Source organism: Pseudonocardia wallangbongensis (assembly GCF_054486945.1).
In genome coordinates this window covers 136029-158914 of the sequence record NZ_JBRERS010000009.1, presented here as the reverse complement: position 1 = coordinate 158914, position 22886 = coordinate 136029, and the positions used below count along the sequence as shown (strand labels likewise).

At 73.4% G+C, this 22886-nt stretch carries 17 protein-coding genes; 6 read left to right on the top strand and 11 right to left on the bottom strand.

The window, feature by feature from the left end; translation table 11 throughout:
* Window positions 1-173: 173 nt before the first annotated feature.
* Both ACU436_RS28945 and ACU436_RS28940 read left to right on the top strand, forming a co-directional pair.
* On the top strand, window positions 174-905 hold the full coding sequence (locus ACU436_RS28945; RefSeq protein ID WP_379590190.1) for a LuxR C-terminal-related transcriptional regulator: 732 nt from the start codon (window positions 174-176) through the stop codon (window positions 903-905).
* Window positions 902-2131 (top strand): HRDC domain-containing protein, encoded by a 1230-nt coding sequence (locus ACU436_RS28940; RefSeq protein WP_459030357.1) that lies wholly within the window; start codon window positions 902-904, stop codon window positions 2129-2131. The genes ACU436_RS28945 and ACU436_RS28940 overlap by 4 nt, the downstream gene beginning before the upstream one ends.
* 6 nt (window positions 2132-2137) lie before the next feature.
* Here ACU436_RS28940 and ACU436_RS28935 read toward each other — a convergent pair whose 3' ends face one another.
* The 10 genes from ACU436_RS28935 to ACU436_RS28890 all read right to left on the bottom strand — a co-directional run bounded on the left by ACU436_RS28935 (window position 2138) and on the right by ACU436_RS28890 (window position 15212).
* Window positions 2138-3265 (bottom strand): sensor histidine kinase, encoded by a 1128-nt coding sequence (locus ACU436_RS28935; protein WP_459030356.1) that lies wholly within the window; start codon window positions 3263-3265, stop codon window positions 2138-2140.
* Window positions 3266-3368: 103 nt separating this feature from the next.
* Window positions 3369-4034, bottom strand: a complete 666-nt coding sequence (locus ACU436_RS28930; protein ID WP_459030136.1) for a response regulator transcription factor — start codon at window positions 4032-4034, stop codon at window positions 3369-3371.
* Window positions 4034-5962: a 1-deoxy-D-xylulose-5-phosphate synthase gene (gene dxs, locus ACU436_RS28925; RefSeq protein ID WP_459030135.1), complete on the bottom strand. Its 1929-nt coding sequence runs from the start codon at window positions 5960-5962 to the stop codon at window positions 4034-4036. Before dxs ends, ACU436_RS28930 begins: the two co-directional genes overlap by 1 nt.
* 226 nt (window positions 5963-6188) lie before the next feature.
* Window positions 6189-7523: a sensor domain-containing diguanylate cyclase gene (locus ACU436_RS28920; RefSeq protein WP_459030134.1), complete on the bottom strand. Its 1335-nt coding sequence runs from the start codon at window positions 7521-7523 to the stop codon at window positions 6189-6191.
* A 118-nt stretch (window positions 7524-7641) separates the two neighbouring features.
* The gene (locus ACU436_RS28915; protein WP_459030133.1) at window positions 7642-9006 is read right to left on the bottom strand and encodes a GGDEF domain-containing protein; all 1365 of its coding nucleotides are present in this window, start codon (window positions 9004-9006) and stop codon (window positions 7642-7644) included.
* Between the two features lie 369 nt (window positions 9007-9375).
* Complete coding sequence (locus ACU436_RS28910) at window positions 9376-10734, bottom strand: GGDEF domain-containing protein (protein WP_459030132.1); 1359 nt, start codon at window positions 10732-10734, stop codon at window positions 9376-9378.
* A gap of 52 nt (window positions 10735-10786) precedes the next feature.
* Window positions 10787-12187, bottom strand: a complete 1401-nt coding sequence (locus ACU436_RS28905) for a GGDEF domain-containing protein (RefSeq protein ID WP_459030131.1) — start codon at window positions 12185-12187, stop codon at window positions 10787-10789.
* A 458-nt stretch (window positions 12188-12645) separates the two neighbouring features.
* On the bottom strand, window positions 12646-13893 hold the full coding sequence (locus ACU436_RS28900; RefSeq protein ID WP_459030130.1) for an MFS transporter: 1248 nt from the start codon (window positions 13891-13893) through the stop codon (window positions 12646-12648).
* 202 nt (window positions 13894-14095) lie between these two features.
* On the bottom strand, window positions 14096-14767 hold the full coding sequence (locus ACU436_RS28895) for a histidine phosphatase family protein (RefSeq protein WP_459030129.1): 672 nt from the start codon (window positions 14765-14767) through the stop codon (window positions 14096-14098).
* Between the two features lie 19 nt (window positions 14768-14786).
* A complete protein-coding gene (locus tag ACU436_RS28890; RefSeq protein ID WP_459030128.1) occupies window positions 14787-15212 on the bottom strand; it encodes an HIT family protein in 426 nt (141 codons plus the stop codon).
* Between the two features lie 41 nt (window positions 15213-15253).
* On the opposite strand from ACU436_RS28890, the gene ACU436_RS28885 reads away from it, so the two are divergent.
* The 3 genes from ACU436_RS28885 to treY all read left to right on the top strand — a co-directional run bounded on the left by ACU436_RS28885 (window position 15254) and on the right by treY (window position 20342).
* Window positions 15254-15715 (top strand): PPOX class F420-dependent oxidoreductase, encoded by a 462-nt coding sequence (locus ACU436_RS28885; RefSeq protein WP_459030127.1) that lies wholly within the window; start codon window positions 15254-15256, stop codon window positions 15713-15715.
* Between the two features lie 89 nt (window positions 15716-15804).
* Window positions 15805-17964 (top strand): glycogen debranching protein GlgX, encoded by a 2160-nt coding sequence (gene glgX, locus ACU436_RS28880; RefSeq protein ID WP_459030126.1) that lies wholly within the window; start codon window positions 15805-15807, stop codon window positions 17962-17964.
* Window positions 17961-20342: a malto-oligosyltrehalose synthase gene (gene treY, locus ACU436_RS28875; protein ID WP_459030125.1), complete on the top strand. Its 2382-nt coding sequence runs from the start codon at window positions 17961-17963 to the stop codon at window positions 20340-20342. Before glgX ends, treY begins: the two co-directional genes overlap by 4 nt.
* Before the next feature lie 109 nt (window positions 20343-20451).
* Here treY and ACU436_RS28870 read toward each other — a convergent pair whose 3' ends face one another.
* Entirely contained in the window at window positions 20452-21015 is a 564-nt protein-coding gene (locus tag ACU436_RS28870) for a DJ-1/PfpI family protein (RefSeq protein ID WP_459030124.1), read from the bottom strand.
* Between the two features lie 130 nt (window positions 21016-21145).
* Between ACU436_RS28870 and treZ the strand changes: the two genes are divergently transcribed.
* On the top strand, window positions 21146-22885 hold the full coding sequence (treZ, locus tag ACU436_RS28865; protein ID WP_459030123.1) for a malto-oligosyltrehalose trehalohydrolase: 1740 nt from the start codon (window positions 21146-21148) through the stop codon (window positions 22883-22885).
* Window position 22886: the final 1 nt, after the last annotated feature.

Sequence of the window (22886 nt, the reverse complement as noted above, 5' to 3'; positions counted from 1 at the left end):
GACAACGCTGTAACTTTCACCCAGAGAAGTTCGATCCGATACACGACGTTAGACCGCTTGGGGGGCTAGGCTTCCTCCACGACACCTCCTCGGGCGGTCGGGCGAGTAGTTCCATCCGACCGGGGGTCTGGTGCCGGTCGGGGGGCAACGACCGACTCCAGGGAGGTAGTGACGTGGCCGTTGTGGGCCAGGGCGCGCCAGTGCGCGGCGCTGCGGGACACCCACCCGCGCATGCCGTGCTGTCGCCCGCGATGGTCCCGCACCCGCGGGAAGAGCTGTTCTCAGTGTTGGTGGTCGATGACCACCCACTGCTGCGCGAGGCGATCGCCGCCCGGCTGCGCTCGATGGGTGCGGGCACGGTGTACGAGGCCGCATCGGTTGCGGAGGCGCGCGCACGTGCGCACGCCAACGGGCCGTGCGACCTGGCGATCCTCGATCTGGGCTTGCCCGACGGCAGTGGGCTCGACCTCGTCACCGAGCTGCGATCGCTGGGCTGGAACCGTCTTGTGGTGCTCGCCTCGTCGGACGACCCGTACGCGGTGCGTTCGGCGTTCCAGGCGGGTGCGCAGGCGTACCTGCTGAAGTCGGCGTCGGCGGCGATCGTCACCGACGGCGTCAAGCGGGTGCTGGACGGCGGCGTGTACGCCGACCCGACGGTCGCCCCGCTGCTTGCCACCGGCACCCGGGTTCCGGGCACCGACAACACCCCGCGCGAGCTGTCGGCGCGCGAGGTGGAGGTCCTGCAGCTCGTCGCGGACGGGCAGTCCAACAAGGAGATCGGCGAGGCCTTGAGCCTGTCCGCGCTCACCGTGAAGAGCCATCTCTCGCGCATCGGGCGCAAGCTCGGCACCGGTGACCGCGCCCAGATGGTCGCGCTGGCGATGCGTGCCGGGGTCATCCGCTGACAGAAGAAGCACTCGAGAACGAAGACCCGGACACCCCGGCGCCGGTTCCGCTGCTGCAACCGGCCGACGGGTTGCCTCCGGTCGTCGCCGACCGCTCTGCGCTCGACCACACCGCCGCCACATTCGCCGGCGGCAGTGGGCCCATCGCCGTCGACGCCGAACGGGCGTCCGGGTTCCGGTACTCGCAGCGCGCCTACCTCGTCCAGTTGCGGCGGGGTGGCGCGGGCACTGCCCTGATCGACCCGATCCCCCTCGGCAGCGACCTCTCGCCGCTCGGGCCCGCCCTCACCGGGCCCGAGTGGGTGCTGCACGCGGCCAGCCAGGACCTGCCGTGCCTCGCCGAGGTGGGGCTCGCACCGACCCGGCTGTTCGACACGGAGCTGGCCGCGCGGCTCGCCGGATTCCCCCGCGTCGGACTCGGGCCGCTGGTCGAGCAGCTGCTGGGGCTGTCGCTGGAGAAGGGGCACGGCGCGGCCGACTGGTCCCGACGCCCGCTGCCCGCGGACTGGCTGGTCTACGCCGCGCTCGACGTCGAGGTGCTCGTCGAGCTGCGCGACGTCCTCGCCGAGGAGCTGGCCGAGCAGGGCAAGCTCGAATGGGCGTTGCAGGAGTTCGAGGCCGTCCGCACCGCCCCGCCGCACCCGCCCCGCGCCGAGCCGTGGCGGCGGCTGTCGGGGGTCCACAAGCTGCGCAAGCCGCGGCTGCTGGCCGCCGCCCGTGCGCTGTGGGAGGCCCGCGACCGGCTCGCCGCCGAGCGCGACATCGCTCCCGGTCGGGTGCTGCCGGACAGCGCGATCGTCGCGGCGGCCGCCGCGGAGCCGGCCACCCCGCAGGCCCTCGCCGGCATGCCGACCTTCCGCGGCCGCGCCCAGCGCCGCCTCACGTCGTACTGGTTCGGGGCCCTGGAGAAGGCGTACGCGCTCGACCCGTCCGGGTACCCGCGCTCCGCCCCGCCCGCCGACGGTCCGCCCCCGGTCTCGCGGTGGACCGACCGGGACCCGGACGCGGCCACCCGGCTCGCGACCGCCCGCGCCGCCGTCGCCGAGATGGGCGAGCAGTGGCGCGTCCCGGTGGAGAACCTCTTGCAGCCCGACCTGCTGCGGCGACTCTGCTGGAGCCCACCCGCCGACGGGGACGTCCGCGCGGCCCTGCGCGCCGGAGGCGCGAGGGAGTGGCAGATCGACCTACTGGCGGACGACCTGGGGAAGGCACTGACCTGCCACTGACGAGCTTCAGCGGGCCGGCAGCTCCACCGTCACGGTCAGGCCTCCGCCCCGCACCGGCTCGGCCCGCACGCGGCCGCCGTGGGCCTGCACGACGGCACGGACGATCGAGAGGCCCAGCCCGGACCCGGGGGTGTCGGCGGTGCGGGCCACGGGGCCGCGCCGGAAGGGCTCGAACAGCTCGGCCACCCGGTCGCCCGGGATCTCCGCCCCGCTGGAGGAGACCTGCAGCCGGGCCGTGCCGTCGACCGCGCCGGTGGACACCTCCAGCCATCCGCCCGCCACGTTGTGCCGCACCGCGTTCTCGACGAGGTTGCCGGCCACGCGTTCCAGCAGCACCGGGTCGCCGCGCGTCGGGGCCGCAGCGGTCTGGACCTGGATGCGCAGCCCGCGCCGACCCGCCTCCGTCCGCACTGCGGCGAGCGCCGGCACCGTGACGTCGGCCAGGTCGACCGGGCGCACCTCGGTGAGCTCGGCGCCCTCGGTGCGGGCGAGCAGCAGCAGGCCGGCGATGAGGTCGTCGGCGCGGCGGGTGGCCGCGCGCACGACGGCCGCCATCCGGCGCAGCTCCGCCTCGTCGGCGTCGGGATCGGAGAGGGTGACGTCCACCTCGGTGCGCAGCACCGACAGCGGCGTGCGCAGCTCGTGGCTCGCGTTCGCGACGAACCGGCGCTGGGCGTCGAACGCCGCCTGCAGCCGGTCGAGCATCGCGTCGAAGCCCGCGGCCAGCTCGGCGACCTCGCCGTGGGCGTCCTGCAGGCCGGTGCGCGTGTCCAGGGACTCGACGGTGAGGCGCCGCGCCGTGGCCGTGACGGCGTGCAACGGGCCGAGCACCCGCCCGACGAGCACCCAGGACACAACGGCCGCGGCGGCGACGACGAGCGGGAACGCGATCAGCCCGGCCCGGAGGACGTCGAGGCGCGCGGCGGCGCCGATGGCCTCGTTGAGCCGCTCGGCCGGCACGCTGACCCCGCCCACGCGGACCGTGGTGCCCGCCGGCAACGACGGCACGCTCCGCGCCACCCCGCCGACCAGCAGCCACCCGAGCCACAGCAGCAGCGCGCTGACGAGCGCGACCACAGCCGTGCAGACGAGCGTGAGCCGCGGCCGCAGCCCCACCCCGCGCCGCCGCGGCACCCGTTCGGCCTCGGGCGGCGGCGCGACCGGGACCGCCGGTTGCGGTGGCCGGCCCGCGGTGCGGGTCGGGGCCGGCGCGGGCTCGGCCACGGTTGCCCCCTCGTCAGCCTGCGGCGGGCACCCGGTAGCCGGCGCCGACCACGGTCTCGATGACGCCGGGATCGCCGAGCTTCTTGCGCAGGGTCATCACGGTGACCCGGACGGTGGTGGTGAACGGGTCGGCGTTCTCGTCCCAGACCCGCTCGAGGAGCTCCTCGCTGCTCACCACGGCACCACCCGCCGCCAGCAGCACCTCCAGCACCCCGAACTCCTTGCGGGTGAGCTCGACGGGCCGGTCGGCGCGGCGCACCGTGCGCCGGGCCGGGTCGAGCGCGACGTCACCCGCCATCAGCATCGGCGGCACGGCCGGGGTGGCCCGGCGGCCGAGCGCCCGGCAGCGCGCCACGAGCTCGGGGAAGTCGAACGGCTTGGCCAGGTAGTCGTCGGCGCCGCGGGACAGCCCGTCGACCTTGTCGGCGAGGGTGCCGCTCGCCGTCAGCATCAGCACCCGGGTGGTGGACCCGGCGGAGACGATCTCGGTGCACAGGCGGTCGCCGGACATCCCCGGCAGGTCCCGGTCCAGCACCACCACGTCGTAGCGCGTGATCACCGACTTCTCGTGGCCGGTGTCGCCGTCGTAGGCGACGTCCACGGCCATGCCCTCCCGGCGCAGGCCGCGCGCCACGGCGTCGGCCAGCGCCCGCTCGTCCTCGACGACCAGCACCCGCATCAGCGTGCCTCCTCCGACGGTGCGCGCTCCGCCGCGATCGGACCGGCCCCGACCGGCAGCGCGGAGGCCCACTCGGTGACGCGGCGGGCCACGCCCTGCACGGTGAGCCCGGCGGCATGGAGCACGTCGGCCCGGCTGCCGTGGTCGAGGAAGCGTTGCGGGAGCGCGAGGTCGCGCAGCGGGACGTCGCACTCGGCGTCGCGCAGCACCGCGGCCAGCGCGGAGCCGAAGCCGCCGTGGCCGCCGCAGTCGCTGACGGTGACGACGAGGCGGTGGGTGCGGGCGAGGTCGACGAGCGCGCCGGGGACCGGCAGCACCCACCTCGGGTCGACGACGGTGACCGAGACGCCCTGCTGCTCCAGCCGCCGTGCCGCCGCGACGCCGAGCTCCCCGAACGCTCCGGCGCAGACCAGCAGCACCGACGACTCGTCCGCCGGGGGCTCGTACAGCACGTCGACGCCGTCCACGCGGCGCAGGGCGGGCACCGACTCGATGACCGCGCCCTTGGGGAAGCGGATCGCGGTGGGCCCGTCCTCGACCGCGACGGCCTCGGCCAGCTCCTCACGCAGCGTGCCGATGTCCCGCGGGGCGGCCACGCGCATGCCGGGCACGATGCCGAGCAGCGACAGGTCCCACATCCCGTTGTGCGACGGGCCGTCGTTGCCGGTGACACCCGCGCGGTCCAGCACCAGCGTGACGCCCTTGCCGTGCAGGGACACGTCCATCAGGAGCTGGTCGAACGCCCGGTTGAGGAACGTCGAGTAGAGGGCGACGACCGGGTGCATCCCGCTCGTCGCGAGGCCCGCGGCGGATGTCAGCGCGTGCTGCTCGGCGATGCCGACGTCGACGCAGCGCTCCGGGAACGCCCGCGCGAACGGCGCGAGGCCGGTGGGGCCGAGCATCGCCGCCGTGATCGCGACGATGTCGGGCCTGCGGGCCCCGAGGGCCACCAGCTCCTGCGAGAACACGCTCGTCCAGCCGACGGACGGCGGCGCCGTGGGCTGCCCGGTCTCCGGGTCGAACGCGGCCGGGCTGTGCATCTGCTCGGCCTCGTCGTTCTCGGCGGGCGGGTAACCGCGCCCCTTCTGCGTGACGGCGTGCACGATCACCGGGCCGCCGAAGTGCCGGGCCCGGCGCAGCGCCGACTCCATGGAGGCGATGTCGTGCCCGTCGACCGGGCCGAAGTACTTCAGGCCCAGGTCGGAGAACAGCTCCTGCGGGCTCAGCGCGTCCTTGACCCCCGCTTTGAGCGCGTGCAGCCCGGCGTAGATCGGCCCGCCCACCACCGGGGTGCGGGACAGCGCCTGCTTGCCGGCCTCCAGCACCCGCTCGTAGCCGGGTTGCAGCCGCAGCGAGGCCAGCCGGTCGGCGAGGCCGCCGATCGTCGGTGAGTAGGAGCGGCCGTTGTCGTTGACGACGATGACGACGTTGCGGTCCTTGCCCGCCGCGATGTTGTTCAGCGCCTCCCACGCCATCCCACCCGTGAGGGCGCCGTCGCCGATCACCGCGACGACGCGGCGGTCCTGGCCGGTGAGCGCGTAGCCGCGCGCGATGCCGTCGGCCCAGGACAGCGACGTGGAGGCGTGGCTGTTCTCGACGTGGTCGTGCTCGCTCTCCTCGCGGCTCGGGTAGCCCGACAGCCCCCCGGTCTTCTTGAGCGACTCCCAGCCGTCGTGGCGGCCGGTGAGCATCTTGTGGACGTACGCCTGGTGGCCGGTGTCCCAGATCAGCGTGTCGCGGGGTGAGTCGAACACCCGGTGCAGCGCGATCGTGAGCTCGACCACGCCCAGGTTGGGGCCGAGGTGCCCGCCGGTGCGCGACACCGCCGCCACCAGCTCCTCACGGATCTCGGTGGCCAGAGCCGGGAGATCGTCGGGCCGGAGCCGTTTCAGGTCGCCCGGGCCACGGACGGATCGCAACACGGTCACCGGGCCAGCTTACGGAAGCTCGAGGATCGCGCGCGCCCGCACGGCTCGCGAGCGGCGATCGTTGCGATGTCACGCCCGACGCCCCCGGCCGGGCGATCCGGCAGGTCTCGAACGGATTGTCGCGCATTGACCGTTCCGAAATCCGGGTTGGCGCCCGACCGAGGGCTCTCGGGCCAACCTCGGACCGATCAACCGGCGCGTGGCGACTGCGCCACACCCGCCTCCGCTAACCCGCCGCCGTCCGCGGAGCCGGGATCTGCACCGGGCCCGCGATCCGCACGAGGTTGCGCCCCCCGCGCTTGGCCGCGTAGAGCGACGCGTCGGCGACCTTGAGCACCTGGTCGAGCGTGGTGCCGTCGGTGGGGACCGAGGCGCCACCGACCGAGACGGTCAGGCCGCTGATGGTGAGGTTGCCGTCGGGGGTGCAGACCGGGATCTCGAGCTCGGCCACGAGCCGCCGCAGCCGTTCGGCCGCCGCCCGCACCTCGGCGCGGCCGAGCGCCCCGGCCGGCAGGTCCGCCAGCAGCACCACGAACTCCTCGCCGCCGAACCGGCCGACGGGGTCGTTCTCGCGCACGCCGCCGCGCAGCTGCGCGGCGACGGCGGCCAGGACCTCGTCGCCCGCGAGGTGCCCGTGCGCGTCGTTGACCAGCTTGAAGTGGTCGAGGTCGAGGATGAGCACGGCGGCCACGCCGTTGGCCCGCTGGGCCCGGCGCACGGCGCGGGCCGCCTCGGCCTGCCATGCGGCCGAGTTGAGGAGGCCGGTCTTCGCGTCGGTGCTCGCGACCTCCTCGAGCTGGCGCACCAGCACCGCGCGGTGCAGCACGAGGATCGGTGGCAGCACCAGCGCCACCAGCCACGGCGTCGACCCGATCGCGACGGCGGCGAGCCCGCCCATGCAGAGCGTGGCCACCTCGAGGGCGTTGTCGTCGAGGCGACCGACGAGCGCGCGCAGGCCGGGCCACTCACTGGTGAGCGCGATGACACCCGCGACGAGGAGCGTGTTGACGACGACGTAGAGCAGCACGGCCACCGCGATGCCGGCGACGCCCGCGACGTCGTCCGGGGTGGCCGGCAGCCCACCGGCCTGCTCCACGGCGGCGTGCGCCGCGCCTGCGGCGAGGACGACGGTGGCGGTCGTGTAGAGGTGCCGGTGCAGGGGCACCTTCGCGGGCCGCCACACGCGCTGCCACAGGTGCAGGTAGACGGCGGCGATCACGGCCGCCGCGAGCGCGGGTGGCAGCAGGAGCGCCGCGGCGAACGTCCAGACCGAGCTGAGATCGAAGTACGAGGTCTCGGCCGCCCGGCGGCGGATCCGTTCGATGCCGGTGGCAAGCTCGGTGTGCACCACGCTGAGCAACGTCAGGAACGCCGCCAGCGCCAGTGCCTCACCGGTGAACGCGGCGCCCGCCGGCGTCCCGAGGTGCGTGCCGACGGACACCACGGCCGCGGCCTCCACGGCGAGGATCAGGGCCACCGCCCTGCTCGGCAACCGCCACAACTCCCATCCGGCGGGGTCGGGGTGGCCCGCCGGGCTGTGCGCGTGCAACGGCTCCACCACGCCCGCCCCCTCCCCTTGCCGCGACCGCCAGGTGCCTGACGGCGAGGTTAGTGAGGCGGGATCGGCATGTCAGGAGGACTGAGATCGCACATGGGGGTGGTCCTCCGCGACCAGTCCGTCACTCTCCGTGCACAATCCATCCGTCGCCCGGAGGGCGCTCACCACCGTGGCGGGACGCGACCGGGGACGCCGACCCGGGCGGTGCCCCGGCGCGCACGATGTTGCGGCCTGCCCGCTTGGCGGCGTACAGCGCGGTGTCCGCGACCTGAAGCAGGGTGCGCAGATCGGCACCCTCGGCGGGCGCGACGGACACCCCGATCGAGACGGTGAGCCCGGAGACCGTGAGCGGGCCGTCCGGCGTGGGGACCTCCACCCGGAGGGCCGCCACCCGGCTGCGGATGCGCTCGGCCACCGCCTCCAGCTCGCCGGTCGCGCCGGCAGCCGGCCCGGCGAGCAGCACCACGAACTCCTCACCGCCGAACCGGCCCACGAGGTCGTGCTCGCGGACCTCGGCACGCAGCGCCCCGGCCACGGCGGCGAGCACCCGGTCACCCACGAGGTGGCCGTGCGTGTCGTTGACCGCCTTGAAGTGGTCCAGGTCCAGCACGAGGACCCCGCGTGGACCGGCGGAGCGACTGCTCCGCTGCAGCAGCCGCTCCGCCTGGGCGTTCCACGCCACGGCGTTCAGCAGGCCGGTCTTGCCGTCGATGCTCGCGGCCTCCTCCAGGTGGCGCACGAGCACGGCCCGGTGCAGCACGACGAGCGGCGGAAGGGCGAGCAGCACGAGCCACGGGTTGACCGCCAGCGCCACCGCCGTGAGGGCGCCGAGCGAGAGCGTGGCGAACTCGAGGAGGTTGTCGTCCCAGCGGCCGAGGACCCGGGCCAGATCGGGCTGCGGGGCGCTCATCGCGACGGCGCCGGCGACGAGCCCGGTGTTGATCGTCGTGTAGGCGAACAACGCGAGCACGATGCCCGGGAGCCCTGCGGTCGTCAGCGGCTGTGCCCCGGACCCGAGGTAGCCGATGACGGCGGCGGCACCGAAACAGGCCAGCACGATCGTGGCGGCGCTGTAGACGCTGCGGTAGAGCGGCACCCGGGGTCGTCCGGTGCGCACCCACACGTGCAGGTGGATCACGACGGCCACGGCCGCCGCGCAGGCGGGCGGCAGCACGAGCGCACCCGCGAACGTCCACACCGAGCTGAGGTTGGCGTGGTTGCCGACCATCACCCGCCTGCGGAGCCGCTCGACGCCGACCGCGGCCTCCGTGTGCAGGATTCCGAGGCCCGCGAGGATCCCCGACTGCAGCATCTGGAGCGCGTCCGGCACCGGCGTCCGCACGGCGACCGCAACCACCAGCCCGATCGTCGTGGCCTCCACGACGAGCACCGAACCCGCGAGCCAGTGCGGCAACTCCCAGAGCGACCACCGCCGGACCGACCACGCGCCGACCGCAGGACGAGCTCCCTCGGGATGTGCGGACATCAGCGCTCTCGGTCGATCCTGGGCGTCAGCACCGAGCGTAGTGGAGGACCCTCGTCGTGTCACCCACACGGGCTGTCGATCGGCCCGGACCGTGACACTGTGAGATGAGGTAGCGGTGCGATCGCACCATTCCGCCATCTCGCGGCGTAACTGCACACCTGAATGCAGTATCCGCCCGCATCGCCCGGGTCGACACCTCCGACCGGGACCGCGAAAAGCGCGGGCGCCGTCATTCACCCATGCATTCATTGGAGATCGAATCGGGGAAGGAGGGCACGCGATGCGCAACCGGGATTGGACCTGATCGACGCCCGCACACCGGCGAGGTCGCCGGGTGCGGTCCCGGCGCCCCGCCACCGCACCCGGCGATCAGTCCTTCGCCCGCGCCCCGTCCTGCACCGAGAAGGACCGCGTGGACGGAACCGCCGAGGACGTCACCGCGATCCGCACCGTGTTGCGGCCGGCCCGCTTGGCCGCGTAGAGGGCGGTGTCCGCGGTCTGCAGCAGCGCGGGGAGATCGCTGCCCTGCGCGCACGCCACCGCTCCGCCGACCGAGACGGTCAGACCGGCGATCACCAGGTGACCCCGCAGCGTCGGCACCTCGAGCCGCAGGTCCGCCACGTGGGCCCGGATCCGCTCGGCCACCACCTCCAGCTCCACCGAGTCGAGCTCCACCGACCGGGACCCGAACGCCGCACGCCTCGGCAGCACCACGAACTCCTCGCCGCCCATGCGGCCCACGAGGTCGCTCGCGCGCACCACCCGGCGCAACGCGTCCGCCACCGCCGTCAGCACGTGGTCGCCCATGGCGTGACCGTGCGTGTCGTTGACCGCCTTGAAGTGGTCCAGATCGAGGATCAGCACGCCGCCCGCGCGCTCGGCGCCGTCCCTGCCGGCCAGGACCCGTTCCGCCTCGGCGACCCAGGTGGCTGCGTTGAGGAGCCCGGTCTTGCCGTCCGTGCTGGCCGCGGCCTCCAACGGCCGGATCAGCGCCGCCCTCAGCACGGCGTACAGCGGGAGCACCATCATCACGAGCAGCAGGGGGTTCAGCGCGAGCACGATCGCGGTCAGCGCGCCGAGGCACAGCATGCCGAGCTCGAGGAGGTTCTCGTCCGTCGGGCCGAACAACATCGCCGGACCCGCGCGGGGCGTGCCGACGGCCACGACGGCGGCGATGAGCCCGGAGTTGACGGCCATGAACAGGACGATCGCGGCGAGCACCGACCACAACGGCCTCTGACCAGGGCCCACGGAGTCCAGGAGGGCAGCGGCGGCGATGCAGGCGAGCACCACGGTGGCGACGCTGAACAGCTGGCGGTGCAGCGGCACCCACTGGCGCCACGCCCGCGCCCACAGGTGCAGGAGGATGACCGCCGCCACCACCGCGGCGTGCGCACCCGGCAGGATCAGCGCCGCCGCGAACGTCCACACCGAGCTGAGGTCGATGTGGGAGGCACCGCCGAGCCGCCTGCGTTCCTGCTCCACGCCGACGGCGAACTCGTTGTAGGCGATACCGAGCACGCAGAGGACGGCCCCGGCCCACAGCTCCGGAACGGTCGGAACGGGCCTGTTCAGGAGCCCGACGGCGAGCAACGCGGCCGCGGCGGCCTCGACGAGCAGCACGGTGCCGAGCAGCGGCCGTGGCAGCCGCCACAGCGGCCAGCGGTGCGGGGCACGGCCGTACGCGCGCGCCGACCCACCGGAGAATGACCCTCGCTCCGGCACCATCCCGCTCCCCAGTGTGTCGGTGACAGTACGGAGCGTAATGCAGGTTGGCGCGTCAGTCGCCTGCGTTGCTGCGAAGGCCGGGGGGTTCCACCGGGGCCGGCTGGGACGTGCTCACGTTCACCGGCAGGAGCGCCGGACGGCTCGACGCCGGGGTGCCCACCCGAACCGCGTTGCGCCCGGCCCCCTTGGCCGCGTACAGCGCACGGTCGGCGACCTCGAGGAGGTCCCGCAGCTCGGCGCCGCCGTCCGGCATGACCGCGCACCCGACGGACACGCTCAGCCCGCGCACGGTGAGCGGCCCGTCCGGGGTGGGGATCTCGACGCGCAGGTCCGAGACCCGCCGCCGGATCCGCTCCGCCACCGCCTCGAGCTCGGACGAACCCCTTCCGCCGAGCCCGGCCAGCATCACCACGAACTCCTCGCCGCCGAAGCGCCCGACGAGATCGCGCTCCCTGACCTCGTCCCGCAGGACGTCGGCGACCGCGGTCAGCACGTGGTCGCCCGCCAGGTGGCCGTGGGTGTCGTTGACGATCTTGAAGTGGTCCAGATCCAGGACCAGGACGCCGGGCGGGCCGTCGCGGCGCTTCGTCCGGTGCAGCGCACGCTCGGCCTGCACGTGCCAGGCGGCGGCGTTGAGCAGGCCCGTCTTGCCGTCGAGGCTGGCGGCCTCCTCCAGCTGCCGGACGAGGACCGCCCGGTGCAGCACCAGGAGCGGCGGCAGGCAGAAGAGCGCGAGCCACGGGTTGGTCAGGTACGCCATCGCGACGAGCGCGCCGAGGGAGAGCGTGGCGATCTCCAGCATGTTCTCGCTCCACACGCCGACCATCTGCGAGAGCCGGGCGTGCGGGGTGCTGACGGCGATGGCGCCCGCCACCAGCGCACTGTTGATGGTCAGGAAGGCGAGCATCCCGAAGCAGAGCACCAGCAACGCGCGCGGGTCCAGGAGGTCGATCGCCTGCTGGGCGAAGACGTAGGACATCAGCGACGACGCCGCGAACGCCGAGATCATCATCGTGGCGCTGTTGAACACCTGGCGGTACAACGGCGCACGCCGGTATCCGGCCCGGTACCAGATGTGGGAATGGACGAGGACCGTGACCAGGGCCGCATACCCGGGCGGCAGGAGGACGGCCGCCATGAAGAACCACACCGAACCGAGGTCGACGTGCAGTTCCTCACCCGTGATGCGGCGGCGTATCCGCTCGACGTCCCGCGCGATCTCGGTGTGGACCACGCCGAGCACGCCGATGAGCACCGCCGTGCGGACGTCGTGCGATTCCGGCACGGTGACGAGGACGCCGAAGACCAGCAGGGCGAGCGCCGTGAGCTCCACCGTGAACACCGGCACGACCAGCCGGCGGGGTACCTCCCAGAGGTCCCAGCCGGCCACCCAGCGTCGGATCCGCGCGCTGGGCCCGCGCCCGCCCGGGCGCGCTCCGGGTTCTGCTGACATCCGTACTTCCACTCGACGCTGGAGGCATGAACCTAGTACAGCCTCGTGCCGGTGTCAGCCTTCCTGTCCGCTCCGTCACCAGGGGATCGCGCTGTGCTGCATTCGACCGCCGGATGGCGGAACGGGGTGCGCCGTTCGGCGCTACCGGGTGGAGCAGAACGCCCAAGCTGAGCGATCCCGAGCACCATCCCTCGTCAGACATGCGACCGTGATTGACGCCGACCCGGCCGGGTGTATGGATGCTGACCACCCCACCCCCACTCCACCGCACTGAAGGGAGCCCCCGTGCGCGGCAAGAACTGGTGACCCCACCACCCACCACACACCACCCACAGAAAGGAACCCCCATGCGCGGCAAGAACTGGTGACCCCACCACCCACCACACACCACCCACAGAAAGGAACCCCCATGCGCGGCAAGAACTGGTGACGCAGGAGCGTCATCCGCAGCCGGCGAGTCAGCCGCGGTTCAGGACCGCGGGTTCGGCCACGGCGTCGACGCCACGATCGGCTCGATGCCAGGCCACGCCGCCGCCGGCGGACAACACCGCCCCGAGCACGCCGGCCCCGGCGACGGCGGTGGCGGGATCGGTCGCATCGGAGAGCAGGCCTCCGAGGAGCACCGCGACACCTTGCGCCGCGATGATCCCGGACGCCGCGACCCCGATCGCGCGGCCCCGACCCCCGTCCGGCGTGGCACGGACGAAGCTCGCCTGTGTCTGCAGCAGGTACGCGGTGGAGAACATCCCGGACACCGCCCACAGGAGAAGGGTGAGCGGGACGCCCGGGCGCAGGATGCAGAGCGCGAGTGGCACCCCGGCCGCAACGGCCAGGATGCCGACGAGGCGCGCCCTCGTCGCGGAGGGTACGAAGCGCACGAACAGCCAGGCCCCGAGCACGCTGCCGAGCGGGTCAGCCGCCATGAGCAGCCCGACGACGGCCGGTCCCGCGCCGAGCGCGTCGGCGTACGGGGCGGCGAGCGCCTCGGGCACCACGTACCAGCCGACGAGCCACGCGAGCACGACGAGCGCGCGGCGCCGCCGGTCGGTGGCGATCTCGACGAGTCCCGCGACGATGCCGCGGAGCCCGCCGACGGGGTGGTCGGCCCCGCCCTCGGGGACGGGCGCCGGGCGATCGGCCACCCCGATCCGGACGACCACGGCCGACAGCGCGAACGACACGGCGTTGCCCAGCAGCGCGACAGCGGGGCTCACCGCGGCGACGAGCAGGCCACCTGTGGCGAAGCCGAGCAGCTGCGCCGCCTGGCTGGTGATCTGCCGGACGGCGAGGCCGCGCTCGTAGTGCTCGCCGCGGAGCACCTCGGGGTAGAGCGCGAGCTGGGCCGCGGTGTGGGGCGAGCCGAGCAGCACGACGGCGACGAGGAGGGCGCAGAGCGCCCACAGGGGCAGGCCCGGGATCGCCATCGCGGCGACGAGCACCGCGCGTGCGACGTCCGCGACGATCATGACCTCGCGGCGGCGGTAGCGGTCGGCGAGCCCGGACAGCAGCACGCCGCCGAGCAACGCCGGGAGAAACGTCAGTGCGTAGGCGATGGCGGCCCACAGGGCGGAGCCGGTGCGGCCGTAGACGAGCACCGCCAGCGCGACCCGGGCGAGCTGGTCGCCCGCGATCGAGAACAGCTCGGCGGCCCACAGCACCCGGAACTCGGGGACGCGGAACACCGCGCCGAGTCCGGTACCCGCCATGCGGCCGTGCTCCCCTCGACCTGTGCCGGCTGGTTCGATCGGTCTACCGACGGTAAATGATCATGCGCGGTGGGTGTCGCCCGATCGGCATGCTGCCTGGTGTCTCCCGCCCGTCGCAACAATGCCTCCGCTCCGTCACCCGCTGCGCCACCCGGGGGCGGGAACGGGCCCGCTCCCGTCACGGAGAGCGACGAGCCGGGTCCTACGCGTCGATGCCACGGGATGCCGGCTCGTTCCCCGATCGCGGGGCGGGCGTCGTGAGCAGGTCCGCCACGTGGGTGATCTCGTTGACCGTGCGCACGACCCGGCGGCCGTCACGCCCGGCGAGGACCCGGGTGACGCCGGTGTAGTCGAGCGGGAACACCAGCGGCCGCGCCAACCCGAGTAGCTGCGCGAGCCAGGTGTTCACGACGCCGGCATGGGCGACCACCACCGCGGTCTCCCGCCCGGGGTGCGCGGCGACGACCGCCTCGAACGCGGCGGCGACGCGGCTCGTGAACGCGCCGACGTCGACCGAGCCGGGCAGGAGACCGGCGCGCATCCGCTCCCACGCGGCCGGATCCAGGCGCTGCATCTCGTGGACCGGCACGTAGTGCGTGGCGTCGGCGTCGTACTCGCGCAGGTCGTCGACGACGACCGGCTCGAGCCCGAGCGCCGCGGCGACCGGCGCCGCCGTTGCCCGCGCCCTGGCCAGCGGGCTGGTGTAGAGCGCGGTGACCGAGTCCCCCGCCAGCGCGCCCACGAGCCGCTGCGCCTGCTCCTCACCGCGTGCGGTCAGCGGCGGATCGGCCGGGCCGCCCGGCCGGTCCGCGGCCGGGACGTCGGCGGGACGGATCCGCTGCGGCAACGCGTGCCGTACGAGAACCAGCTGCACGATGGCACCTTCCGCGACGTCAGTCGGGCACGTGCTCCCCGTGCCCGGCCGCCCGCAGCGCCGTGCGCAGCTTCTCCGCCTGCCCCTCCTGCTCGAGCGCCTCCACCGACGGGGCCGCGTTGGCGAAGTCGAAGGCCGCCATGTCCCACGCCGGGAACACGTGCACGTGCAGGTGCGGGACCTCGAAGCCGGCCACGATCAGGCCGACGCGGGGCGGCTGCCAGACGTCGCGCACGGCCGCGCCCACCGCGTGGGCCACGGACGTGAGGTGCGCCAGCAGGTCCGGCTCGGCGTCGACCCAGTGGTCGACCTCGGCGCGGGGCACCACGAGCGTGTGGCCGGGCCCGAGCGGGTTGATCGAGAGGAATCCGGCGGCCCGGTCGTCGGACCAGACGAACCGTCCGGGCAGTTCCCCGTCGATGATCCGGGTGAAGAGAGTGCTCATCGGGATGGAGGGTATCGACTGCCGCACTACCCTCGTAGGTCATGGCCCGGAGCATTGCCACCAACACACCCGTCGACCGCGTCGCGTTGGTCGACTTCATGCGCTGCCGGCACAAGATGGTGCTGCTCACGCCCCGCAAGGACGGTGGCTGGCAGGGCTCGCCGGTCACCGCGGGCGTCGACGCCGAAGGACGCATCGTGGTCGCCACCTACCCGGAGCGCGCGAAGGCGATGAACGTCGCGCGGCACGGGAAGGCCTCGGTCATCGTGCTGTCCGACGACTTCGGCGGCGCGTGGGTGCAGGTCGACGGCGACGCCGAACTGCTGACGCTGCCCGATGCCGTGGACCCGCTCGTCGACTACTTCCGCAGCATCTCCGGCGAGCACCCGGACTGGGACGAGTACCGGCGCGCGATGCGGGAGCAGGGCAAAGCGCTGATCAGGATCACGCCCGAGCGGTGGAGCCCGGTGGCCACCGGGGGCTTCCCCGCGCGGCTCGCCTGACCGTTCTTCAGAGTCGCACTGCGACCCGGCACCGGATCGGGTGACCCGGGTAGCCTCTGGCGGTCATCCCCGAGACGCCGGAGGAACCGATGCGGCCGTGGCCGGGCCACGCCTACCCCCTGGGTGCCACCTACGACGGGTCCGGCACCAACTTCGCGATCTTCTCCGAGGTCGCCGAGAAGGTGGAGCTCTGCCTCTTCACGGCACGGGGCAAGGAGACCCGCGTCCCGCTGGGCGAGGTCGACGGCTTCGTCCACCACGGGTACCTGCCCGGCGTCGAGCCCGGCCAGCGCTACGGCTACCGGGTGCACGGACCCTACGACCCCGCGCAGGGCCTTCGGTGCAACCCGAACAAGCTGCTCATCGACCCGTACACGAAGGCGGTCGACGGACCGGTCCAGTGGGACGAGGCGGTGTTCGGCTATCCCTTCGGGCAGCAGGAGGGGCGCAGCGACACCGACTCCGCCTCCTTCGTGCCGAAGTCGGTGGTGGTCAACCCGTTCTTCGACTGGGGCACCGACCGCGCGCCGCGCACCCCGTACCACGAGTCGGTGATCTACGAGGCGCACGTCCGCGGCCTCACGATCAACCACCCGGAGATCCCGCCGGAGCAGCGCGGCACGTACACCGGGCTCGCGCACCCGGTGATGATCGAGCACCTGAGGACGCTGGGCGTCACGGCCGTGGAGCTCATGCCGGTGCACGAGTTCCTGAACGACCACCACCTGCAGGAGAAGGGCCTCTCCAACTACTGGGGCTACAACACCATCGCCTACCTGGCCCCGTACCACGCCTACGCGACGTCGTCCGGGCGCACGGGCAACCAGGTGCAGGAGTTCAAGGGGATGGTCCGCGACCTGCACGACGCGGGCATCGAGGTCATCCTCGACGTCGTCTACAACCACACCGCGGAGGGCAACCACCTCGGCCCGACGCTCTCGCTGCGCGGCATCGACAACGGCGCCTACTACCGGCTCGTCGAGGACGACCCGCGCTATTACATGGACTACACCGGCACCGGCAACTCGCTGAACGTGCGCAACCCGCACACGTTGCAGCTGATCATGGACTCGCTGCGGTACTGGGTCACCGAGATGCACGTCGACGGGTTCCGGTTCGACCTGGCGTCCACCCTCGCCCGCGAGTTCTACGACGTCGACCGCCTGTCGGTGTTCTTCGACCTCGTGCAGCAGGACCCGGTGATCAGCCAGGTGAAGCTGATCGCGGAGCCATGGGACGTCGGGCCCGGCGGGTACCAGGTCGGCAACTTCCCACCCCTGTGGACGGAGTGGAACGGCAAGTACCGCGACACCGTCCGCGACTTCTGGCGCGGCGAGCCGGGCACGCTCGGCGAGTTCGCCTCCCGCATCACCGGCAGCTCCGACCTCTACCAGGACGACGGCCGCCGCCCGTACGCGTCGATCAACTTCGTCACGGCGCACGACGGCTTCACCCTCGCCGACCTGGTCTCGTACAACGACAAGCACAACGAGGCCAATCAGGAGGGCGGCGGCGACGGGGAGAGCCACAACCGCTCCTGGAACTGCGGGGTGGAGGGGCCCACCGACGACGAGTCCGTGCTCGCGCTGCGGGCCCGCCAGCAGCGCAACTTCGTCACGACGCTCATGCTGTCCCAGGGCGTGCCGATGCTGCTGCACGGCGACGAGCTCGGCCGCACGCAGGGCGGCAACAACAACGTCTACTGCCAGGACAACGAGACGTCCTGGGTCGACTGGTCGCTCGCCACGAAGAACGCGCCGCTGGTGCACTTCACGGCGGGCGTCACGGCGCTGCGCAACACGCACCCGGTGTTCCGGAGACGGAAGTTCTTCGAGGGCCGCCCGAAGGGCAGGCGCAAGGCGGGGACGCTCGCCGACATCGCCTGGTTCACGCCGTCGGGCGTGGAGATGACCGAGCAGGACTGGGACTCCGGATTCGGCAAGTGCGTCACCGTGTTCCTCAACGGCCAGGGCATCGCCGAGTCCGACAACCGCGGCGAGCCCGTCGTCGACGACTCGTTCCTGCTCTGCCTCAACGCGCACTACGAGGACATCGACGTCACGCTCCCCGGGCCGGAGTACGGCAGGGAATGGGCGGTGGTGGTGGACACCGCCTCGGGCGAGGTGCTCACCCTCGCCACCGCACCCGGCGTCGCGGCCGCCGAGCCGCACACGGTGGCGAGCGGCGGGGTGCACCGCGTGCCGGCCCGTTCGGTGGTCGTCCTGCAGCACCAGGGGGCGGGCTCGTGAGCCCGCCCCACGCCCCCGCACCGAGCTCGACCTACCGGCTGCAGCTGTCGAAGGACACCACGTTCGGCGACGCCGTCGAGCTGGTGCCCTACCTCGAGGCCCTCGGCGTGGGCGCGCTGTACGCGTCGCCGCTGCTCGAGTCGGGCGCCGGGTCGAACCACGGGTACGACGTCGTCGACCCGACCCGGGTCTCGGCCGAGCGGGGAGGCGAGGAGGGCCGCACCGCGCTCGTCGCGGCGGTGCGCGACCACGGCCTGGGGTTCGTGCTGGACATCGTGCCCAACCACCTGGGCGTCGACGACGCCGCGGCCAACCCCTGGTGGTGGGACGTGCTCGCGCACGGAAAGGCGTCGGAGCACGCCGCCACCTTCGACATCGACTGGGCCGCGGGCCCACTGCTGCTGCCTGTCCTCGACGCGGACGAGGAGAAGGCCCTCTCCGAGCTCGCCCTCTCCGACGACCGCACGCGGCTGCAGTACTACGAGCGCGCGTTCCCGGTGGCACCCGGCACCGGCGACACCGGCACCGCGCAGGAGGTGCACGAGCGGCAGCACTACCGGCTCGTCTCCTGGAAGCGCGGCGCCGCCGAGCTGACCTACCGCCGGTTCTTCGACGTGTCCACGCTCGCGGCCGTGCGCGTGGAGCTGCCCGAGATCTTCGAGAAGACCCACCGCGAGATCCTGCGCTGGGTCGCGGCGGGCGAGGTCGACGGCATCCGGGTCGACCACCCCGACGGCCTGTCCGACCCCGGCGGTTACGTGCGCCGGCTGCGGGCCGCGATCGGCCCGGACCGCTGGCTGCTGGTCGAGAAGATCCTCGGCGCCGGGGAGGATCTGCCGGCGTCGTGGCCGGTGAGCGGCACGTCCGGCTACGAGGCGCTGCGCGAGATCCAGGGCGTGTTCGTCGACCCGGACGGCGCCGGCCTGCTCACCCAGCTCGCCGCGGAGCACACGGGCCGCAAGGAGTCGGCGCACGCCGCCGAGCACGCGGCCCGCCGCGAGGTGGCCGACACGATCCTGGCCGCCGAGGTCCGCCGCATCGCGGCGCTCGTCCCGGCCTCCGAACCGCAGCAAGGTGGCTTTGCTCCGGTTGAACCGGAGCAAATCCACCTTGCTGCAGGGCGGGGGCGGGTGGAGGCTGCCGTCGCGGAGCTGCTGTGCGGCTTCCCCGTCTACCGCAGCTACCTGCCCGAGGGCCGGGAGGCGCTCGAGACCGCCGTCACCGTGGCGCGCACCCACCGGCCCGACCTCGCCGACGTCCTGGGCGCGATCCGCACCGCGATGCTCGCCGACCCGGCGGGCGAGCTCGCCACCCGCGTGCAGCAGACGTCCGGGATGGTGATGGCCAAGGGCGTCGAGGACACCGCGTTCTACCGGTGGAACCGCTTCGTGGCGCTCAACGAGGTGGGCGGCGACCCGTCCCGGTTCGGCATGGCCCCGGCGGAGTTCCACCGGTCGCTCGCCGCGCGCGAGGCGTCCTGGCCCGCCACGATGACCACGCTCTCCACCCACGACACGAAGCGCTCCGAGGACGTCCGTGCGCGACTCGCCGTCCTCGCCGAGATCCCGGGCGAGTGGGCGCGGCGCGTGCGCCGGTGGGCGGCCGCGCACCCGCTGCCCGACCGGTCGCTGGAGCTGCTGGCCTGGCAGAACCTGGTGGGCGCGTGGCCGATCCCGGCCGAGCGGATGTCCGGCTACCTGGCGAAGGCGGCCAAGGAGGCCAAGCTGGTCACGAGCCACGTCGAGCCCGTGCCCGAGGTCGACGAGGCCATCGCGGCGTGGCCGGCGCAGGTGCTCGCGGACGCCGACCTCGTCGCGGAGATCGAGGAGTTCGTCGCCCGCATCGCCGGGCCGGGCCGGGCCAACTCGCTGGGGCAGAAGCTCCTGCAGCTCGCCGGGCCCGGGGTCCCCGACGTCTACCAGGGCACCGAGCTCTTCGAGTACTCCCTCGTCGACCCGGACAACCGCCGGCCCGTCGACTGGGCGGCCCGCCGCGAGCTCCTCGCCCGGCTCGACGACGGCTGGCTGCCCGACGTCGACGCCGATGGTGGCGCCAAACTGCTGGTCACCGCCAGCGCGCTGCGGCTGCGCCGCTACCGGCCCGAGGTGTTCACCGGCTACCGCCCCGTGCCCGCGCAGGGCACCGCCGCCCGGCACGCCGTGGCGTTCGCGCGCTCGGCCTCGCTCGTGGCGGTGGCCACGCGCCTGCCGGTGGGCCTCGCGGGGCGGGGCGGCTGGGGCGACACGGTCCTCCCCCTGCCCGAGGGCACCGCGGACTGGCACGACGTCATCACCGACACCGCGGTGCAAGGCGCCGCCCCGAAGGTGGCGGACGTCCTGTCGCGCTACCCGGTCGCGCTCCTGGTCCGCCCGGCGTAGCAGCCCCCGGACGCAGGGCCCCACACACCAACGATGGCGCCCACACACCAACTGCAGTTCATGTGCCAGCACCACAGTCCGTGTGCCACCACCAGAGTTGTAGCGGCGGTCAGGCCGGAACGCTCGCCTTCTCCAGCACCTGCATGAACGCGCGCGACCACTCGGGCAGATCGGGCCAGCCGCGGCAGGACACCATCGCGCCGTCGACGACGTCGGGCCCGTCGACGAACGTGGCGCCGGCCTGCTCCATGTCGGCCTGCAGCGGCGGGAACGCGGCCGTGGTGCGCCCGCGCAGGAGCCCGAGCGCCGCCGGTACCTGCGCGCCGTGGCAGATCGTGCCGACCGGGAGCCCGCGCTCGAAGAAGTGCGTGACGATGCGGGCCACGTCCGGGTCCGCGCGGATGTACTCCGGGGCCCGCCCACCGGGGATCACGAGCGCGTCGTACTGCTCGGGCCGCACGTCGGCGAACGCCACGTCCACCGGCAGCAGGTGGCCGGGCTTCTCGGTGTAGGCATCGCAGTCGGGCTCGAAGTCGTGGACCACCAGCTTCACGGCCCGGGTCGTGCGGGCCGCCACGACCGCCTCGTGGCCACCCTCGCGCAGGCGGAACACGGGGTACATCGAGTCGAGCTCCTCGGCGGCGTCACCCGTCAGGACCAGCACCCGAGCCATTCTCGCTCCCCCTTCTCCGGATGCACCTCACCCTATGGAGCGACCACCGGCCGGGACAGGGCGTTGCGATGGGCGGCATCACACGGGGCCGCCGGGCGTGTTGCCGGCGCGCCGGGCAATATCGGCGGACGTGACCGATTTCGCCGTGTGGGCGCCGCAGCGCCAACGCGTCCGGGTGCTGGTGGACGGCACCCCGCACGACATGTCTCCCGATCCCGCGGGTTGGTGGCAGGCCGCCGTCGAGGACGCGGCGCCCGGCACCGCGTACGCGTTCCTGCTCGACGACGACGAGGAGCCGCTGCCGGACCCGCGCTCGCGCTGGCAGCCCACCGGTGTGCACGGCGCGTCCCGGGTGTACGACGACCGGGCCTTCTTCTGGACCGACCGCGCCTGGACCGGCCGCCAGCTGCCGGGCAGCGTGCTCTACGAGCTGCACATCGGCACGTTCACACCCGAGGGCACCTTCGACGCGGCGGTCGAGCGCCTCGACCACCTCGTCGGGCTGGGCGTCGACATGGTGGAGGTGCTGCCGGTCAACGCGGTCGACGGGCCGCGCAACTGGGGCTACGACGGCGTCGGCTGGTACGCCGTCACGGAGAACTACGGCGGGCCGGACGCGTTCAAGCGCTTCGTCGACGCCTGCCACGCGCGCGGGCTCGGCGTGGTGCTCGACGTCGTCCACAACCACCTCGGTCCGTCGGGGGCCTACCTGGACCGCTTCGGCCCCTACTTCGCGGGCAGCAACATCTGGGGACCGTCGCTCAACCTGGACGGGCCGCACTCCGACGAGGTGCGCCGGTACACGATCGACAACGCGCTCATGTGGCTGCGCGACTTCCACGTCGACGCGCTGCGGCTCGACGCCGTGCACGCGCTGCACGACAGCCGCGCCACGCACCTGCTGGAGCAGATGGCGGTCGAGGTGGAGGCGCTGTCCGCGCACGCGGGCCGCCCGCTGTCGCTCATCGCGGAGTCCGACCTCAACGACCCGCGGCTGGTCACCGCGCGCGAGGGCGGCGGCTACGGGCTGCACGCGCAGTGGTGCGACGACATCCACCACAGCCTGCACGCGGTGCTGACCGGGGAGTCCCAGGGCTACTACGCCGACTTCGCGAACGCCGGCATCACCGGCCTCGCGCACGTGTTCACCCGCGCGTTCTTCCACGAGGGCACGTGGTCGAGCTTCCGGGAGCGGGCGCACGGCGCGCCGGTGGACACCCGTCGCATCCCCGGCCACCGCTTCCTCGCCTACCTGCAGAACCACGACCAGATCGGGAACCGGGCCACCGGCGACCGGCTCAGCCAGACCGTCTCCCCCGGCCTGCTGGCCTGCGGCGCCGCGCTCGTGTTCTGCTCCCCCTTCACGCCGATGCTGTTCATGGGCGAGGAGTGGGGGGCCCGCACCCCGTGGCAGTTCTTCTCCCACTTCCCCGACGAGGGGCTGCGCGACGCCGTGCGGGAGGGACGGCGGCGGGAGTTCGCCGAGCACGGCTGGGGGGATGCCGAGGTCCCCGACCCGAACGCCGATGCCACGTTCCTCGACTCGAAGCTCGACTGGGACGAGCCCGCGCAGGAACCGCACGCCACCCTGCTGCGCATGCACCGGGAGCTGATCGCCCTGCGCAAGGAGTGGCCGGAGCTGTCCGACCCGTGGCTCGACGACGTGGGCGTCGGGGGCGACGACGCCGCGCGCACCGTGGTGCTGCACCGCGGCGCGCTGCGGGTGGCCTGCAACCTCGGCCCCGACGCAGTCACCCTCGACCTGGAGGCGCCGATCGACCGGATCCTCCTGGCGTCCGAACCTGCGAAGGGGGACGGGGCGGTCCTCACGCTCCCGCCGGAGTCGTTCGTGGTGGCGAAGCTGTCCTGAG

Bases quoted from the DNA above. Each gene is read 5' to 3' on its own strand.
- ACU436_RS28915 (WP_459030133.1), bottom strand. From the start codon at position 9,006: ATGTCCGCACATCCCGAGGGAGCTCGTCCTGCGGTCGGCGCGTGGTCG.
- ACU436_RS28905 (WP_459030131.1), bottom strand. From the start codon at position 12,187: ATGTCAGCAGAACCCGGAGCGCGCCCGGGCGGGCGCGGGCCCAGCGCG.
- ACU436_RS28885 (WP_459030127.1), top strand. From the start codon at position 15,254: ATGGCCCGGAGCATTGCCACCAACACACCCGTCGACCGCGTCGCGTTG.
- ACU436_RS28900 (WP_459030130.1), bottom strand. From the start codon at position 13,893: ATGGCGGGTACCGGACTCGGCGCGGTGTTCCGCGTCCCCGAGTTCCGG.
- ACU436_RS28890 (WP_459030128.1), bottom strand. From the start codon at position 15,212: ATGAGCACTCTCTTCACCCGGATCATCGACGGGGAACTGCCCGGACGG.
- ACU436_RS28870 (WP_459030124.1), bottom strand. From the start codon at position 21,015: ATGGCTCGGGTGCTGGTCCTGACGGGTGACGCCGCCGAGGAGCTCGAC.
- ACU436_RS28910 (WP_459030132.1), bottom strand. From the start codon at position 10,734: ATGGTGCCGGAGCGAGGGTCATTCTCCGGTGGGTCGGCGCGCGCGTAC.
- glgX (WP_459030126.1), top strand. From the start codon at position 15,805: ATGCGGCCGTGGCCGGGCCACGCCTACCCCCTGGGTGCCACCTACGAC.
- ACU436_RS28930 (WP_459030136.1), bottom strand. From the start codon at position 4,034: ATGCGGGTGCTGGTCGTCGAGGACGAGCGGGCGCTGGCCGACGCCGTG.